This is a genomic window from Micrococcales bacterium (genome assembly GCA_009784895.1).
Classification (GTDB): Bacteria; Actinomycetota; Actinomycetes; order Actinomycetales; family WQXJ01; genus WQXJ01.
On the sequence record WQXJ01000027.1, the window covers coordinates 1 to 16,944 of the forward strand.

A 16,944-nucleotide genomic window follows, 5' to 3' on the forward strand; every position below is an offset into this window, starting at 1 on the left:
AAACCGAAATGGCTATAGAAGGACACGTATTCACCGGGGAAAGCCCCATCAGCTCCACCGCCCAGGCCATCATCAACGCCATCCATTCAGCGGCAGGCCCACACTAAAGTGGCACGAGTCGGGTCTAAAGGCGACGTCGTTGACATGGTCCACCGCGGCATGGACACCTGTGGCAATCCTCGAATCCGAAAAGCCAAATCGGACGACCTATTGAATCGTGGCGCAAGCGAAATAGCTCTTGCCGTCAAACGTGGCCTGGTCGGGATGAAACTGCCCGGCTTCGCAGTCGACCGAGTCACTGACGAGCTTCTCGATTCTGCTTTGCGTAAGACGTTTACCTGAGATGGCGTTATTGTCGGCATCCTCCGGCAGCCCCCAGGGCCATTGAGGCCGGCGGAAATCGCCGCAGGGAGACCAGACCTCGGGGATTCCCCGGCTCTTTCCTGAGCTCTCGGTGTACGTGGGGTAGCAAACGCCTTCGGCCGGCAGGGGTGTAAAGAGCAGCGGATCGCCCTCTGCGCTAGGCAGTGCCCAACAACTTGAGTTTCCGGGACAATCGCCAGCTACCACGAGTCTCACCGCCGCGCGCGGCTCTGCGCAGTCCACTTCCTTTGACTTCCAGCCTTCGGGTGGCCCGGTGAGGAGCTCCCCGGGCGAAACCGATAGGCAGGTGCCAGCCACCAGGGTCGGTTCAGAATTGCTCTTTGGGGTGGCCGCCCAAAAGACGCCGCCAACGACGGCGATCAGCGTTGCTGTGACTGCGATCAGCCCGCGACGCAAGGTCCGGTTGGGTTTTGGGCCGGCGTCACGTTTGGGTTGGGGTCCTGGGGTGTCGCGACCCTCACCTGGCGGGCCGGTGTCGGCTGGCTCATTTGTGGCAGCGTCGTCATCTTTGGGCAACTGCCTGTCTGGTGGCGCAGCGCGGGTTTGGGCCAGCAGGGTTTCGTCGGGGTGTTTGCTGTCGGCTGCCAGCATTGCCGGGGCTGATGCCTCGGCCTGCTTGGTCGCATCGATTTGCCCGCTGGGTTCGGTTGGACTGGTCGCCCCGAGCTGTTCGACTTGCCCGGCCCGCCTGCCCGGTCCAGCTGTTCTCGGTGGTTCGGATTGTTCGCCGGGTTCAGCCTTTCGGGTTGGGCCTGTTGCCTCGACCTGTGAGGTCGGTTCGGCTGGCTCAACCCGTTCGCCCGGCCCGACCGGCTCGTCGAGTTCGGCCGGTTCAACCGGTTGGGCCAGTGCGTCCGGTTCGACCAGTCCGGCGGCCTGTTTGGTCGGTCCGGTGATGCCGTCCAAGACTGCCGGTTCAACTTGCCTAGTCAGTTCAGGTTGGTCAACCAGCCGAGGGTCACGCAACCGGGTCAATGTGATCTCGTCAGCGTCATCATCACTCACCGGCGAGGGCATCGTATGGTTGGCATCATCCCGGATGACCATTCGGGTTGGGTCGATACCCAGTTCGGCTTGCACCCGCTGCAAAGCCCTGCCAAACACCAGAGCACTCGCGTAGCGCCGCTCGGGGTTTTTCGCCATCCCCACCGCCAGGACCCGGTCCAAACTGGCCGGACAATCCACCCGACCAACCGGAGGCAACACGTCGCGTTCGATCCGCCCCATCTGAACTGTCGCAGTGTTATCCCCACCAGTAACCTCGAACGGCGCCCGGCCAGCCAACAGAGAATAGACCGTCGCCGCCAGGCCCCACACGTCACTCGGCGGACCGGCGGTGGGTGGCTGTGTGAACGCTTCTGGTGGCGACCACGGTACCGACAGGCCTTCTACTTGGTCTGTGGATTGGCGGACCGACACGGCGATACCGAAATCGGTGAGCACCGGGTTGTCATATTGGGTTACCAAAATGTTGGCCGGTTTGATGTCACGGTGTAACACTCCAGCCCGGTGGGCGGTTTCAACCGCACCAGCAATCTCCACACCGATACCCAACACTTCGCTGATGGTGCGGCGGACGGTACGCAGTCCAATGTTCAAAGAAGGTTTGGGACAGTACTCCATGGCCAGGTAGGGGCGGCCGTCATCGGTTAGCCCACTGGTGTAAATGGTGGCGATATGCGGGTGGGTTGACAGTTCGGCCATCGTGTCAGCCTCAACCGTCAGTTGTTCGATCGCCTTGTCACCGAGGTCACTAGTGTGCAGGACTTTCAACGCGACTTGACGCCGCGGCGTGGACTGTCGATACAAAAACACTTCAGCAAACCCGCCCCGCCCCAACAACCCGACCGGCACAAACCCGGTGATCACAGGGGCGTCAAACAGACCGTCAGCATTGGACACCGAGCCAAACCCTTCCCTTCACCTCACCGTTCCTCCATGCCGGACCCGCCGCAGCAGAAGTCTCTGCGCAGCTGGCTCACCGCTTGGCCACCGTGATTGTCCCAGCCCGGCGGGTCATCAGGGAATGGGGAGACTCTCCGCTAAGCCACGACCAATGGCGGAACTGGCGAGCACGACCCCTAGTCGTTGAATGCGGTAGCACCCTCAAAGCCTGTGTTACCGATCCGTTTGGCGTAGCATTCGTCACGCCCCATGCCCTGAGCGGTACACCAGCCCAAGGCGCCCGCGGCGTCAGCATTGGCTTGGGGGACACTGATGACCCAGTAGCGTTGGCCGGGGCGATAGCAGGTCCACTGGTTTGAATCAGTCAGAACGGCATTGGGGTATCTGTCTCGAAACTCAAGAAACTGCTGCCAGATTTCTTCCGGCCCCCAGATTATGCCAGCCGCATCCATGCCGACGTACTTACTGGAGATTTGCGGTACCCAGTAGCCCTCTAGTTGTGCCGTGACCATTGGAAAATCACCAGCGGCCTGACGCTCCAGGGCGGCCATTGCCGCCCGGTTGAGTTCCTCTGCGGTCAAGTCGCTCTCATTGGCGGGATAGGACTTGGTGCCGCCCATGGACTCGACCAAAGCGGGGTCATATGTCATCGGCGTGCCTAGCGGGGTGAGGGTGGCGCCGAGGTCGTGTTGCTCGGCTAAGGTCGCGTAGATGGTGTCGAAATCCACGAGAATACGCATTCCTAGTGGCGCAATCCCCAGCGGTCTCTCTCCAATGAAGATGGTGCCAAGAGCCAATGGACCGTAGGCGTCTGACACCTCGACCTCATAGGTTGAGTGGTCCAAGATATCGCCGGCGGCGCAGGTCGCCTCCAGCCCGAGAGAAATCCTGCCGGCGGCGCCGAGCAGGCCGATCTCGTGAACCGTCACGGCTGGGGGAGTTGCGCATTTGGAGAGTGGTTCTGCGGCAGGGTTGCCTGATGAATCCGCCTGGTCTTCGCCATGCTGGCCACTTTTCGCAACTCGATTGGTATCGGCCACCATGTCCGGAGGCGGGGTGCCGCGCTGGGCGAACCACCAGGCGCCAATACCCACACCGCTTGCCAGGAGCAAACCGGCCGCCACCAAGGCCGCAGTTAGCCCCAATCTGCGGGACTTTTTCGCAGGTGTGGTGTGCTCTGTGCCACAGCGGTTCTCGGTTGGTGTGCCCTTTACGGTCGGCTCGCCAAGGACCGCGCTGATGTTGTCGTTGGCTGACTGGTTGCCTGGCGCTGCGGGGACGGTTGGTGCCAGCAAAGTCTCGTCACATGGTCTTCGACCGGCCGATGCCGAGTGTTCAGGCGCGCTTGATTCGTCCGGCTGGGGATTGGCGATCCGTTGCGCGGTCGGATCTGCCTGACCGGTTTGTTCGGATTGTCTGGTTAGTTCGGGCTGGTCAACCAGTCGGGGGTTGCGTAGGCGAGTCAACGTATCCTCGTGGCCGTCATGAACCTCGGCAACCGGCGGGGTGCTATGGGTATCGGATTGGATGACCATTCGTGTTTGGTCGATACCCAGTTCGGCTTGAACCCGTTGCAAAGCCCGACCGAACACCAGAGCCGTGGCGTAACGCTTTTCGGGGTCTTTCGCCATGCCAACGGCTAGGACCCGGTCCAAACTGGCCGGACAATCCACCCGCCCGACCGGTGGCAACACGTCGCATTCAATCCGCCCCATCTGAACGGTCGCAGTGTTATCCCCACCGGTAACCTCGAACGGTGCCCGCCCAGCCAACAGAGAATAGACCGTGGCCGCCAGGCCCCACACGTCACTCGGCGGACCGGCTGTGGGTGGCTGTGTGAACGCTTCGGGTGGTGACCACGGTACTGACAAGCCTTCTACTTGGTCGGTGGATTGGCGGACCGACACGGCGATCCCGAAATCGGTTAGCACCGGGTTGTCGTATTGGGTGACCAGAATATTGGCGGGTTTGATGTCCCGGTGTAAGACTCCAGCCCGGTGGGCGGTTTCAACCGCACCAGCAATCTCCACACCAATACCCAACACTTCGCTGATGGTGCGGCGGACGGTACGCAAACCGATGTTCAAAGAAGGTTTGGGACAGTACTCCATGGCCAGGTAGGGGCGGCCGTCATCGGTCAGCCCACTGGTGTAAATGGTGGCGATATGCGGGTGGGTAGACAGTTCGGCCATCGTGTCAGCCTCGACCGCCAACTGTTCGATCGCCTTGTCACCGAGGTCAGTGGTGTGCAGGACTTTCAACGCGACTTGACGCCGGGGTGTGGACTGCTGGTAGAGGAACACTTCAGCAAACCCGCCACGCCCCAACAACCGGACCGGTTCAAACCCAGCCACTTTGGGTGGGACAGCAGAGCCGCCAGCCGCATTCACCTAGTCGCCCCAGTCAACGCGCTCGTGCCGCTGCCGGGAATGGGCATCCTGGCAACCGTCAGGAGACCAGCTCGGGCCAGCGTAAAGCATCAACCACTTTGTCCCATGATCCATCAACCTTCACCGGTTCTGCTCCTTCAAGTTGAATGTGGTCTGCGTAGATGTTGACGACCACGGCGTCCTCCTGCGAGCATAAAGGACCACCCGCCCGAATCAGCTGTCCAGCGGGTTCTTCCCGGGCACCGGCGTCCTGGATGACCTCGAACGTCGACCTCAGGTTGTCTGCGGGATCGGCGTTGGCCAGGTCGCCAAGGGCAATGGCACCAAACGGCGTGGGCAGGATGCTCAGTCGCGCCGCTCCCTCAGGAGGAACCACCTGTGCCATGAGAAGGCATCGATTATCGTTGTTGCCGGGAACGGTGGCCAAGAAAAACAACAGCGACTCGTAAGCTGACAGGCGCTCCATAAGGTCCTTAAGTGGCTGAACTGGAGCCATTTCGTTTGCAGGGTCCAGGAGTTCCCTTTCAGTCAGGATAGCCAGTCCGCGACGCAAGGCTGTTCTCTCGTTTTGCGTCATGGACTCCGAGAAGGAGAACGGCCAAGATCCGTAGCCGTTGGCCACTAGATAACCTATCTCGTCTTCCGTGAGTAATATCGAATCCATTTTGTGGTTTCCTTACTAGAGTCGGGCAAGGTGTTGCACTGGACCATAAAGACAGACACCAGCACCAATCATGTTCGCATCCAGACATCGTACAGAATGGGTATGGCCTCATCTAGGTGCGTAATAACCCAGTAGTTGGTTGTGATGACTGTCTTCAAAGAGAGGTCCGGCGCTGGGGCTCCCTTAGTAATGCACTCCTGATAGTACCAGTTGAGCGTCTCGAGAAAGGTCCCTGGTATGTATGTCAAGCCGGTTGTTTTTGCCAAGGCGCCAACGATTTTCACGCCATCGTCAAGGATCGGGTTCCAAACCCGAAAGACTTTTTCTAGCCATTCTCGAAAACCAGGACTGTCATACAATGGCTGGAGGGTGAAGTTTGGCGGTCCGTATTGTCTCACGAAATCGGTCAAGCTGGATGGGTTGCTTGTGCCTCGCGAAGTAGGTGTGGCGCGATCGACCTTGCTGGCGTCTGATTGTTCTTGGGCGTTGCGATTGAGGGCGGTGGCGTTGGCTTGAAGCAGTTGGACGGCACCGCTCATGTCAGGGCGGTACTGGCTGTTCCAGGTGAGGCGGAACTTGGTTGCCAGTGGCCCAACCCATGCGGCCACTTGAATACCATTAGTCACTTTGACCGAGGAACGATTGAGCCTGTCAGAGGCCTCTCTGAACGTCTTGGCCATGTCACGCAATTGCTGAACATCGGCCCCATACATTTGTTTGCTCACGGTGTCTCCCAGTTATCTTTTTACGCAGAGGCTCTGGCCTGGGCTTCGGCATTGGACCTGGACTGGGCCGCGGTCAAGCGAAGCGAGGTGACTATTTGGTTCAGTTTTTGGCGGTGGCCCGCCCATTCTGCGCGGAACCTGTCCGCGTCCGGTCCTTGCCATTGAACCTTCGACATTTGGTTGGCTAGGTTCGTGATAACGTCTTGGATTTCGTCGGCTTCCTGGTCCATGCCGCGCGCCATGTCGTGTATCACCCGGACGTCTAAGCCCCAAAACTCACCCATGTTGCTGTCCCTTCAGTCAGTTGCAGGAGTCATGTCAGCCGGATGGGCCTGGCTACCGCAGCAACCGGGCCCACCCGGAAGACGAGACTATTTTGAAGCGGCCTCTTGCTCTTGAGCGTGCTTCCGCGACTGCTGGGCGGTTTCCTTCAGCGCATCCGATACAAGCCGCAGAGCTTTGCTGTACTTGCCGTCCCAGTCAGTGCGGAACCGTTGGGCGTCGGGGCCGGTCCACTCGGTGCTTTGCAGCGTGCTGGTCAGCGTCGACTGGATTTTGTCGATCTCGCCGGCCTTTTGGTCGAGTTGGGTCGCAAAGTTTTTGACCTGCTCAACATTCAAACCCCACATTGCCATGATTATGTTCCTTTCAGATTTGGCGGTGACGGATTGGCCACTTTGGCCTGTTGCCACCTTTGGTTGGTGTGCCGCCCGGGGTTCCGAACGGCTCTGGAAAACACGCTAGAGGCTGCCTTGACCTGCGGCAATGGGGAGAACTCCCCACTCCGAGCGCGAGCGGCACGGTCAGGCATCCAGGGCCACCTGAATCTTTTCTGGCCGGCGCGAAGCCAGCAAAAAGCCACGTCCAGGCGGGAACTCGGCAACCTTGATCCGGGGCAGCGACACCCCCAACAGTGAGTCACCGTCCATTTCGCCAGGTATCAGAAGCAGACCGCGCCGTCCGGCTTTGAATGGCTTTGACAGGGCCCAAGCCTGAGACCAGGTCGAGCTTTCCGATTCGCCCACAACCAGTTGGTCGCTTCGGGTGGCAGATCGCACCAATTGTTCAAGCGCAGGCTCGGCAGCCGTGGAGGTAAAGTCGGCAACGGATTCGATGAACATCGCCAGTTGCCCGGCCTGGGCCTCTTCGGATTCGGCCCAAGTCGCCAATTGGCTGGCCAAGTCGGCAACCGCGTCTTCGCCTTGGGCTGACTGGTCCCAGTTGACTGCCGCTTCCAGGTCAGAGCGTCTGGGCGTGAATAGCACCAGCCTGGTGTCTGGACGGCTGCGTCTGAGCGCCTTGGCCAGTGTCACCAAGGCGGTGGTGCGCCCAGAGCCGGGTGGTCCGGCCACTAAGAAGGTGCCGATGGGTACGAAGCCGGAAGGCCCCAGCGCTTGGTCATCCAGGCCGATGGCGGGCCGGCCCCGCTGGTCGGAAAGCGGCAACGAGCTGAGGGCTACTTCTTCGGGCAAACGGGCGATCCCAGGAGCTTGGCCCAGGCCACGTTTGCGGGCCGAGCGAGCCACGCCCGCAATGGCTCTCGCCTGGACGGAGACATTTGAGTCGCCACCCAGCACCGCGAACTGAAGCTCGTTCCCGTCCAAAATGCCGCGGCCAGGCGGTGAAGTCGAATCCAAGATGTCCTTGGGTACGGACATCATCAAATAGTCGTCATCGGTGGTCAGGCGCAGGACAATCCGGCGTTGAATGGTCGAACTAATCGACGGCGGAATGGCGTTGGGCCGGTCTCCGGTCATCACCACATGTATTCCCAGCGGTCGCCCATCAGCGGCGATCTGGGCGAACTGGGTGAACCAGGGGGAAAGGCCAGTGAACTCGTATTGCTCGCGGAACTGGCCGGCACCATCAATCAGAAGCAGCAGCCGCGGTTCGTCCGGCTTGCCGGCCAGCTGGCGATAGTCAACGATGTTGGTTGCGTTGACCTGGGCATACTCTCTGCCACGGCGGTCAGTCTCGGCTCGCAGGGTGCGCAACAGGCGGGTGACGCGCTCCTCGTCATCGCCGGAAATGACCGCCCCGACATGAGGCAGATCTTCCAGCACTCCCAGCGCGCCGGCTCCAAAGTCAAGGCAGTAGATGTGGATTGGTCCACCGTGCCGGGTGGAGGTGACAGCCGAAAGAGCGATGGTCCTCAGCGCGGTTGATTTTCCTGAGCCACCCGAACCGATTATCGCCAAATTGCCATCCCTGTCAGGCTGGTAGTAGACCACTGGCTGGGACTGGTGTTGGGGGTGATCTGCCACGCCCAGAAGCAGGTGCTCGTCGTCACGAAACTCGGTGAACCGAGACAGTTCGTAGAGGGGGGCCAGTGGTTCAAGCCATGGCTTGCGCGGCGGGCGTACATCGGCTCGATCGGCAGCCGCCTGGATGTTGTCTACCATCCGCGCAATGTCTGTTGGTCCGGCGTCACTATGCATCGGCACGGCGGTTGGGTCCTCCGGAGCTTCCCACTGCCCAATGGTGCCAAAGCCGAGTTCGGCAATTGTCACGCTGGCCCGCTCGGGTTCTCGAGTGGTCCATCCGCCAATGAAACCGGTTTGGAAGGCGGTAATGCGGCCAGGACCGGTTTTGGCCGCAGCCCGGCCGGGAATTGCCGGGTCAAAATGGGCGGCCATCGGTAGTCCCAACACGTCCTGCGAATCGGCCTCATCAGCCATTCTCAGGGCGATTCGGAGGTTGGTGTTGGCCCTGAGGTTGTCTTTGATTACCCCGGCTGGGCGCTGGGTGGCAAGAATCAAGTGCAGGCCTAATGAGCGGCCACGTTGAGCCACGTCGATCACGCCGTCGACAAAATCAGGCACTTCTTGGACCAAGGCGGCGAATTCGTCCACCACAATCAACAGCGACGGCGGGCATTCCGGGTCCCCACTGCGCTCCAGTTCCAGCAGATCCTTGGCCTTTTTCAGGTTCAGCAGATGCTCCCTGTGGCGCAGTTCGGCTCGAAGGGAGGTCAGGGCCCGCCGCACCAAGTGGGGAGACAAGTCGGTTACCAGCCCAACGCTGTGCGGTAACTCGGTGCATTGGGCGAAAGCCGAGCCGCCCTTGTAGTCGACGAACAAGAACGTCGCCCGGTCGGGTGAATAGGCCCCGGCCAGGCCCATCACCCAGGTTTGGAGGAATTCCGATTTGCCTGCCCCGGTAGTGCCGCCTACCAGGGCGTGCGGCCCCTGGGTTCTGATGTCGAGGGTAAAATGCCCCTCCGCTCCTTGGCCCACTAGTGCCCTCAGCCCGCTGGCCTTTCGCCGCTTTCCGCGCAACTCAGGCAGGTTGATGGAATGCGTCTGAGTCCACCGTTCCACAACGGAGCCAGGATTCTCGGCCAGGTCATGTCCGGCCATGGCCAGGTAGGACGCTGCCCCGGGCAGGTCCGATTCATCGTCGACCGGCGCACCAACGTCGACCACTGCTGACATTCTGCGAGCAAGATTAGTGGCCGATTGAGCGTCCAACCGTTCACACATAAGCGGGTGGTCCAGCAGGCCAAGGCGAACCTGCCCCACCGTGCCGGCGTCCAGGTTCTCCGTAACACTGACAAAAGTCCGGCAAGACGAGGGCAAGGAACCAACCGCGTCCGAGACCCAGACTATGTGTACGCCGCAGTCCGGCCCACGCTCGGCCAGCCGGGTCAATCGACCTCGATCAACCGGAGCCGCGCTGGTGGCCAGCACCACCACCACCGGTTGGTGAGTTGGCGGCGTTGCCGGCGCGTCTGGCTTTAGTGGACCGCGCGGCTGGGGCGGCTTGGTCTCGCCCTGCTCCCCGGCTGCCCGCCAATCGATCAGGTCCTCCAGTTTTGCCAGTAGCGCCGCACCTGTCGGGGCGGCCGCAGCCAGATGATCGCCTTCCATTGGGCTGTGTGGGGAAGCTGTGTGGGGTAGCCATTCGAGCCAGTCCCAGGCCTCACGCTGCACGGGACCAATTAGCCCGGCGACCACAAGTTCCGCCGGGGAATGCAGAGCCACCAGCTGGAAGACCAAACCTCGGGCCACCGTCTCGGCGAGGCCGCTAGAGCCGGCCACTCCGACTGAGCCGCATTCGCGCAGGTTGACAATCACTGGGGCCTGCGGCAGTAGGGCGCAGCGAGCCTTCAGGTCCACTAGCCGTTGCCAGGCCTCTGGAGTCGTGTCGTTTTGCTGGGGTAGGTCCATCGACAGCTTAGATGGCGTATCCCCAATTCCAAGGCGCAATGACAAGAAGTCTGAGTGTTCCAAGCGCCGGGTCCAAACAAGAGGGTCCAGCATTGAGACAGCTTTGGCGCATTCAGCCACCGAAGGTGAATACGACTGGCGCACTAGGCGCTCCTCGTTGTGGTCGCGGTCAATCGCCACCTCAGTTGCCGCTGCCGCCTCGCCAAACTGCTTGACCTGGTCCTTGAACTCACGCTTGGAAGTGATCAACTGATCAACGAAAGCGCCAATCATCAATATGGGGCTAAGTCCAATAAAGACAATTGACAAGACTGACCTGGTGAAGGCGTACATGACCGCGCCCATGATGAGGGGCGCCAACGTGGCCAGCCACGGAAAGCGGTTAGGTGGGCGCAGTTGCGGCGGGCGCGGTGGCGGCACCTTGCGCTCCGGGAAGCGGGCTACCACCCGAGGCGACCTGATGAACTCCGCCACCTGTCCCACGCTGGCACCGGCGCCGCCGGGACGCAGTGTCGCCAAGGTCATCTCGGTGTTGCCCAACAGCAGCTGATCAGTCGGGTTGACGGAAGTTCGCGTGACCTGCTCGCCAGCCACGACCACACCGTTGGCCGAGTTCAGGTCGACCACCTCAATAGACGAACTGACAACAACCCGCGCATGGCGAGCCGAAATCATTGGGTCTGTCAGAACCACGTCACATTCCGGCGCCCGGCCCACCACGCTGACGCCAGCTGGCAGCGAAAACTCCCGGCCGGCATCGGGCCCGGACAACACCCGCAAGGCGGCCGCAGCCTGGTGGCGCTCGCTTGCCCTAGCCGAAGGCTCGGCTTTGACCACTTCAACCTCGTCACCGGAACGCAAGGCCACGTCCTGCAGTTCGGCCTCCGGCGGTAGCACGCTGCGGGTGGGGTGGCTGGCGCCTCCGGCCCGCAGGGTAACCGGCCTGGTTGTCATTTGGCTTCCTGCCGGGTCGGCCTTAGCCAATGCCTCGGCCACGTCGCTAACACGGGCAGTGGCATCAGTGGTGACCATCAGCCTGGCGCGCCGCCGGCCCTGTAGGTATGTCAGCTTTATTCGCATGAGACCTGCCTGGTCACCTGACGTGCTGCCGTTGGGCTGGGGTGGCAGTCACGCGCCTCGAATACGGACCAGACATGGGGCTGGGGGTGGGATGGGCGGGCGCAGCCGGTTGGGCCTCCCGGTCATACTCGTCCGCCTCGTCTTCAGGCGGGGCCTCGCCCAGGAGTTCCAGGTCAGTCGCGGTTACTAGGCCGGTCGAAACGGCGTACTCCACCAGCCTGGCCCGGCGGTGGGTCGCCAGCGCATCCAGGTCCCCGCGTACGCCCTCAACACCAATGCGGTCGAGCTTCTCGCAAACATTGTCCAGTTTTCGGTTGAAACGTGTCAGGGTCCAGCCCAGGCGGTTGGCGGCTTCGCGGTTGGATGGCAGCTTGGCTCCCAAACTCCCGCCTGGGCGCAGCATGGCTTCGGCCAGGGCCACGACCAGTTGACGCTGCGACAATGTCAGCGGAATGGCACTGGAGGTGGCGGTCTCGCCGGAGACCTGCGGCGTGTCACTCGGCGTGCTCCACACAGGGGCGGTTTGGTGGACCAGCATTTCGTAGGTGGACGGGCCAGCGGTGAACATGATCCTGGTGGTGGAAAATACTAGCGGTAGCCGGCCACCGGGCGGTAGCCAAGCCTGCATTCCCGTTGACGTGTCAGTCACGGTGGCAGCAATCCGGCTACCGACGTTGATGATCCACCACAGGCCTGAGGTTTTTTCCAAGCTCAGCAACTGGCGGTGCAGAAAGGGATTGCCGTCTATGGCCAAATCGCCTTCCCTGCCGACCCCAAAGGCGTCACGCCCTTCAAGGCTGAGGCGCTGGCCTTGAAACTCGACCCATACCGTGCCCGGTCTGGGTTTCGTCGCAGCATGGCCTGGGGAAGAGCTATCGCCACCAGGCAGGGGGCTGTTCATGGTTCTCCTTATGGTGTGCAGGCGGTGGCTGGGGCCGTCGAGGCATGGCCATTGGAACGAACAATTCTGACAACGACGCAGGCGTGGCCGTTCTGATCTAGTGGGACGGTGGCGTGCGAATTGGTGGTCCGGACCCCGTTTCCGGCTTGGCCGGCCTGGTCTAGCACCGCCCACAAATATGCGTCACCAGGTTGGGGATCGGGATTGGTCCAGGTGAAACTGCCCATGGCGCCGTCAACTTGGCCTACAAGGTCTTCTGGGGCCGGGACTTCGCTTCCACCGGCTGCGGGGTTGTCCTGGCTCGTTTGGACCTGGTCAGAGTCGACGGCAGCCGGGGGTCCATCATCGGTCGAGGTGGCGTCTGCTGGTTGGTTGGCGCCGTTGCCAGGAAGAATGAAGAAGATGACTGCCACCACTCCAATGGCCAAAGTGGCCAGACCGGCTAGTGCGACAGTCAGGCCTCGCCTTGATTTGGTTGGTTGTGGCTGAGGGGCGGGGTTATGGGCGATCGACGGCCTGATCGCAGCTCCGGTCGCAGGGCGTGGCGCTTGTGCGATGACTTGAGTTGGGTAGACCGGGCGCGAGCTTGCGGGCACAGCTGCGGGGGGGTACTGGACCGGGGGGTCAGACCTACCCACGGGTCGTGGCGCCCGCAAGCGGGTGGCCAAATCGTCATCGTCCTCACCCACTGGAAGCGTCTCGATCTCATCTTGGATGACCAGGCGGGTCGGGTCGACAAACAGCTCGGCTTGGACGCGCTGCAAGGCCCGGCCCAGGTGCAGGGCGGTGGTATAGCGCCGGCCGGTTTCCTTTGTCATGCCAACGGCGAGAACCTGCTCAAGGCTGGCCGGGCAGTCGGCCCGGCCAATGGGCGGAAGAACCCCGTGCTGAATCCGGTACATCTGGGCGGCTGCCGAATTGTCTGAATCCTGGACTTCGAATGGCGCCCTTTGGGCTAGGAGCGAGTACAAGGTGGCGGCCAGGCCCCAGACGTCGCTTTGGGGACCGGACCAGGGCGGTGCCGCAAATGCCTCGGGTGGCGACCACGGTACCGACAGGCCCTCGATTCCCCTGGAGGCCTCCTGGATTGACACGGCGATGCCAAAGTCGGTCAAAGCCGGGTTGTCGTACTGAGTCACCAGAATGTTGGCGGGTTTGATATCACGGTGCAAAATCCCGGCCCGGTGGGCCGTCTCAACGGCGCCAGCAATTTGGACACCAATCTCTAGCACCTCGCCAACCGGTCGCCGGTTGCGGCGGAGGCCAGCGTTTAGGGACGGTTTGGGGCAGTACTCCATGGCCAGGTAGGGTTTGCCGTCATCGGTCAAGCCGCTGGCGTAAACGGTGGCGATATGGGGGTGCGATGACAGCTCAGCCATCGCATCGGCCTCGGCACTGAGGCGCTCAACCGCAGCCTTGCCAATTGCCCCGGTGGTCAGGATCTTGACGGCAGTTTTGCGCCGCGGGCTGGCCTGCTGGTAGAGGAATACCTCGGCAAATCCTCCCCGACCCAGGGATCGAATTGGCTCGAAACCCCTAATCGGAGGGGCATTTGATGGCTTGACTGCCGGTGTCACAAGACCGACCTGACGTTTACAGAGACATCATCGCCAAGGTCGAAGATGTCACCGTTTTGAACCATGACCTGTTCTTTTGGAGTTAGGCGGCGGTCTGGCATGCCCTCCCGCTTGAGGATGGTGCCGTTGGTCGTGCCCATGTCGCTAGCCAGCAGGCTCCATTCTTGGAGCTCGATCGCCAGGTGCGAGCGAGAAATGTCGAGATTTGGGCTGGGTACTGTCACCAGGTGGGGCACTGAGCCGTCACTGAAGCGCATCGATCTGGGCCTCCGACCAATGGCCAACGCCCGGTCCAGCTCGACCACTTCCCCGGTGGAGAACACCGCCTGGCCCAGGCTGGGCCTCGCCATCGGCACGGTCTCGCCTGTTAGCGCAACTTTGCAGGCCCGGCAGTGAGCCAGGTCCGGCGGGTTGCGGGTGCCACACTGCCCACAAAACCGCCCCAACACCTGGCCGGAGCGGTTTGCCGCGGCATCGTCAGCATAGGCGGGCGGTTTGGCTGGCGCACCAACTGGGGTCCTTTGACCGGAACTGGCCTTGTCGCCGATGCCGCCGCCTTCTGCTGGGTCCTCGGCCTTGGCTTGGCGCACAGCGGCGTGTTCAGCCCCGCCCATTTGGGTGTGGCCATCCCACATGATGTCGTAGTCATCCAGGTCGGGGTGTGGCGCGTCCGCGCCTGGGGGTATTTCGGGTGGGTCAGGTACCTCGCCTGGGCCATCGGCGGCGTCGGTCCAGACGAAAGTGCTGGAAGGGTCCTTGGAAGGGGCCTGGGAATCTGCTTCTGGCAAGTCGTTGTCTGGCCTCGACTCTTCCGGGGCCGATGGCGGCTCTGGCTCTGGCGCCTCCTCCCCAGGTTCTTCTGGGTCGGCATCAAGTTCGGCGTTGCCCGCCGGTTCGCTTTCTGAGGTGTTGGCAGCCGGGCCCAAAGTGCCTGGTTTGCGGGCGGCTTCCTGTTCGGGTTCCGGATCGCCCGTGGTCTCTGGGGCGACCTCCGGTGGCGATTCTGGGTCGCCGGTCGGCTCCATCGCCTGGTCGTGCGGTTGTTCCGGTGGGTCTGACGTCGCGGCATCAGTTGATTTGTCGGAGCGATCCGTAATTGCCAACTGATCGACAACAAGCTGGCACCTGTCGGCCAACACCATGCCGCTAATCAGCTCCAGGCCGTGACCGCGCGCGGGTGCGTCATTTGCCACGACGGTTACCACGACCGGCGGCGGCTCAAGTCTTTCTTCCCGCCAGGACGTCACCCCTCGCCCGTTGATAGTCTGCCTGGCGCTGCCGCCGCGGGCTTCAATAGCAACATTGCCACGTACCGCCAGGTGGACGGAAGCATCCTCTATGAATACGGCGGCAAGAGCAGGCAGTCCGGACAGAGTGTCGTCCTGCGCTTCGGCCAAAAGCACCTGCAAGACCTGGGCCAAAGAACCGTCCTGCCGAACCACCTCCCACAGGCGCTGCGCCAACTCCCCGGCCGCGCTGGCTTGAGTCAGGATGACGCCAGCCCCAGTGGCAAGGCAGAGCCATGTACCCGGTTGGTATTTGACAATCATGGCCCACCTACCGGGCTGAAATCGACGCGGGGAACCGTGTCATCGCTATTGCCAGCGATGCGGGTGTTGTCAATGGCGCCATAAAGGTCCTCTGCGTCAGGCGGGGTGGGGGCGTTAACCACAACCAGCGAGACGTTGTCGGTAGCGCCGGCCCGAAGAGCCTCGGCCATGAGGGCGTCAACTGCACTGCCAGGATCAGGGTGTTGGGCCAGCAGAAGTGCGATTTCGCTGTCGGGAACCACCCCAGTCAGACCGTCGGAGCAAACCAGAATCCGGTCGTTGGGGCTGATGGGCACCCACCAGTAGTCCGGCGTGAAACCAACCCCGGCGCCAAGTGCCTTGGTCACCACGTTTCGGTCTGGGTGGTCACGGGCTTGTTCAGGGGATATGCGCCCAAGGCTGATCAGTTCTTGGACCTCTGAATGGTCAACTGAAAGCTGCTCCAGGCACTGCCTGGAAAAGCGGTAGGTGCGAGAATCACCCAGGTTCACCACCAGCCAGTATGGCTGGCCTTCTTGTTGGGTCACTACCACTCCGCTGAGGGTGGTGCCGGCCTCTTTGTCAGGTTGACTGTGACTCAGGCCAGCAATCCTCTGACGGGCGGCTTCGACACAGTCTTTGACCTCGGCAACGTCCACATTCCTCCGGCCGCAAAGCCGCTCCATTTCCTCGGCCACAATTGCGCTGGCGGCATCGCCAGCCTCATGACCGCCCATGCCATCGGCGACCATGTACACCGGGTCGGCCACAATGATGGCGTCCTCGTTGACGCGACGCACTGGGCCCGCGTCGGTTTTGGCGGCGGCTGTGACAGTGGTGAGGGGAGGCGCGCTGAGGTTGGCGATCCTCTCCCCAATCCCGCGGCGTGCCAACCCGTTTGTGCCACTTGGTCGCGCCGGGGCTTGTTGGCTGGTTGCCTCCGGTGGGGCTTGGCTGCGCGGGTCTACCTCGTGAAGACTAATGGCCACTCCATCGCCGAGCATCCCATTTACCCCGCCATCGAAACCTGGCTCAACGCCGGTTTCTGGGTCGAATAAAGCCGGTTCCTCGACGACGGCCTGCGCAGCGGGAAGGTTTGCCGCGGGCGGCGGCCCCCACATTCGAGCGACAGGCGTGCCACACTGGCCGCAAAACGCGCCGCCAGGTGTCAAGGCGCGACCGCAGCGCTCACAGGCCTGCATGGTGCCTATCCTGTCCTTCCATTGCTGCCTGGCCGCCTTCGTGTGTCCCGTGACCTCGCTTCAACGAAAGGGAAACGGGGCACGCCGTATGGCAAACTCGACGAACCGGATATTGTTTCTCCATGGAAACTGTAGTCACATCTTTCGGAAGTGGGCTGGCTTCGTCCGAATCCGACGTAGCCGCACTCTTCCAGTGACTGATGTGTCAGGCCGTTTTGGCCCGGGTGCGTTGATGTGTCCGGTGTGAGAAAAGACGAGGGCCATGCCAAAGCCAATGAATAAGACCGCCCCTCGCGCGGCTAGATTGCGCGGGCGCGACCAGTGAACACGCCTACAGAAGCCCCGCTCTGTGCGGCCTGCGGCATGGTCTGCCCGTCCGGCCGCTTTTGTAGGCGCTGCGGTGCCGCATTGCCGGGAC

Annotated in this window: 11 protein-coding genes; all 11 read right to left on the reverse strand. The window is 61.9% G+C overall.

All coding sequences use genetic code 11. The annotated features are described in order from the left end of the window. Window positions 1–207 precede the first annotated feature (207 nt). A complete protein-coding gene (locus tag FWD29_06165; protein ID MCL2803520.1) occupies window positions 208–2,286 on the reverse strand; it encodes a protein kinase in 2,079 nt (692 codons plus the stop codon). A 179-nt stretch (window positions 2,287–2,465) separates the two neighbouring features. Further along, window positions 2,466–4,679, reverse strand: a complete 2,214-nt coding sequence (locus FWD29_06170; protein MCL2803521.1) for a serine/threonine protein kinase — start codon at window positions 4,677–4,679, stop codon at window positions 2,466–2,468. Between the two features lie 58 nt (window positions 4,680–4,737). Next, window positions 4,738–5,343, reverse strand: coding sequence for a hypothetical protein (locus tag FWD29_06175; protein ID MCL2803522.1), 606 nt, complete (start codon window positions 5,341–5,343; stop codon window positions 4,738–4,740). A gap of 68 nt (window positions 5,344–5,411) precedes the next feature. Continuing rightward, window positions 5,412–6,068: a WXG100 family type VII secretion target gene (locus FWD29_06180; GenBank protein ID MCL2803523.1), complete on the reverse strand. Its 657-nt coding sequence runs from the start codon at window positions 6,066–6,068 to the stop codon at window positions 5,412–5,414. Window positions 6,069–6,088: 20 nt separating this feature from the next. After that, a complete protein-coding gene (locus FWD29_06185; protein ID MCL2803524.1) occupies window positions 6,089–6,352 on the reverse strand; it encodes a WXG100 family type VII secretion target in 264 nt (87 codons plus the stop codon). A gap of 87 nt (window positions 6,353–6,439) precedes the next feature. Then, complete coding sequence (locus FWD29_06190) at window positions 6,440–6,703, reverse strand: hypothetical protein (protein ID MCL2803525.1); 264 nt, start codon at window positions 6,701–6,703, stop codon at window positions 6,440–6,442. 168 nt (window positions 6,704–6,871) lie between these two features. Then, window positions 6,872–11,317: an FtsK/SpoIIIE domain-containing protein gene (locus FWD29_06195; protein MCL2803526.1), complete on the reverse strand. Its 4,446-nt coding sequence runs from the start codon at window positions 11,315–11,317 to the stop codon at window positions 6,872–6,874. Between the two features lie 13 nt (window positions 11,318–11,330). Beyond that, the gene (locus tag FWD29_06200; GenBank protein ID MCL2803527.1) at window positions 11,331–12,218 is read right to left on the reverse strand and encodes a hypothetical protein; all 888 of its coding nucleotides are present in this window, start codon (window positions 12,216–12,218) and stop codon (window positions 11,331–11,333) included. 8 nt (window positions 12,219–12,226) lie between these two features. Continuing rightward, entirely contained in the window at window positions 12,227–13,795 is a 1,569-nt protein-coding gene (locus tag FWD29_06205; protein ID MCL2803528.1) for a protein kinase, read from the reverse strand. Beyond that, on the reverse strand, window positions 13,792–15,345 hold the full coding sequence (locus tag FWD29_06210; protein ID MCL2803529.1) for an FHA domain-containing protein: 1,554 nt from the start codon (window positions 15,343–15,345) through the stop codon (window positions 13,792–13,794). Before FWD29_06210 ends, FWD29_06205 begins: the two co-directional genes overlap by 4 nt. After that, window positions 15,342–16,313, reverse strand: a complete 972-nt coding sequence (locus tag FWD29_06215; GenBank protein ID MCL2803530.1) for a protein phosphatase 2C domain-containing protein — start codon at window positions 16,311–16,313, stop codon at window positions 15,342–15,344. The genes FWD29_06210 and FWD29_06215 overlap by 4 nt, the downstream gene beginning before the upstream one ends. Between the last annotated feature and the right edge of the window lie 631 nt (window positions 16,314–16,944).

Bases quoted from the DNA above. Each gene is read 5' to 3' on its own strand.
- FWD29_06175 (MCL2803522.1), bottom strand. From the start codon at position 5,343: ATGGATTCGATATTACTCACGGAAGACGAGATAGGTTATCTAGTGGCC.
- FWD29_06200 (MCL2803527.1), bottom strand. From the start codon at position 12,218: ATGAACAGCCCCCTGCCTGGTGGCGATAGCTCTTCCCCAGGCCATGCT.
- FWD29_06195 (MCL2803526.1), bottom strand. From the start codon at position 11,317: ATGCGAATAAAGCTGACATACCTACAGGGCCGGCGGCGCGCCAGGCTG.
- FWD29_06190 (MCL2803525.1), bottom strand. From the start codon at position 6,703: ATGGCAATGTGGGGTTTGAATGTTGAGCAGGTCAAAAACTTTGCGACC.
- FWD29_06185 (MCL2803524.1), bottom strand. From the start codon at position 6,352: ATGGGTGAGTTTTGGGGCTTAGACGTCCGGGTGATACACGACATGGCG.
- FWD29_06210 (MCL2803529.1), bottom strand. From the start codon at position 15,345: ATGATTGTCAAATACCAACCGGGTACATGGCTCTGCCTTGCCACTGGG.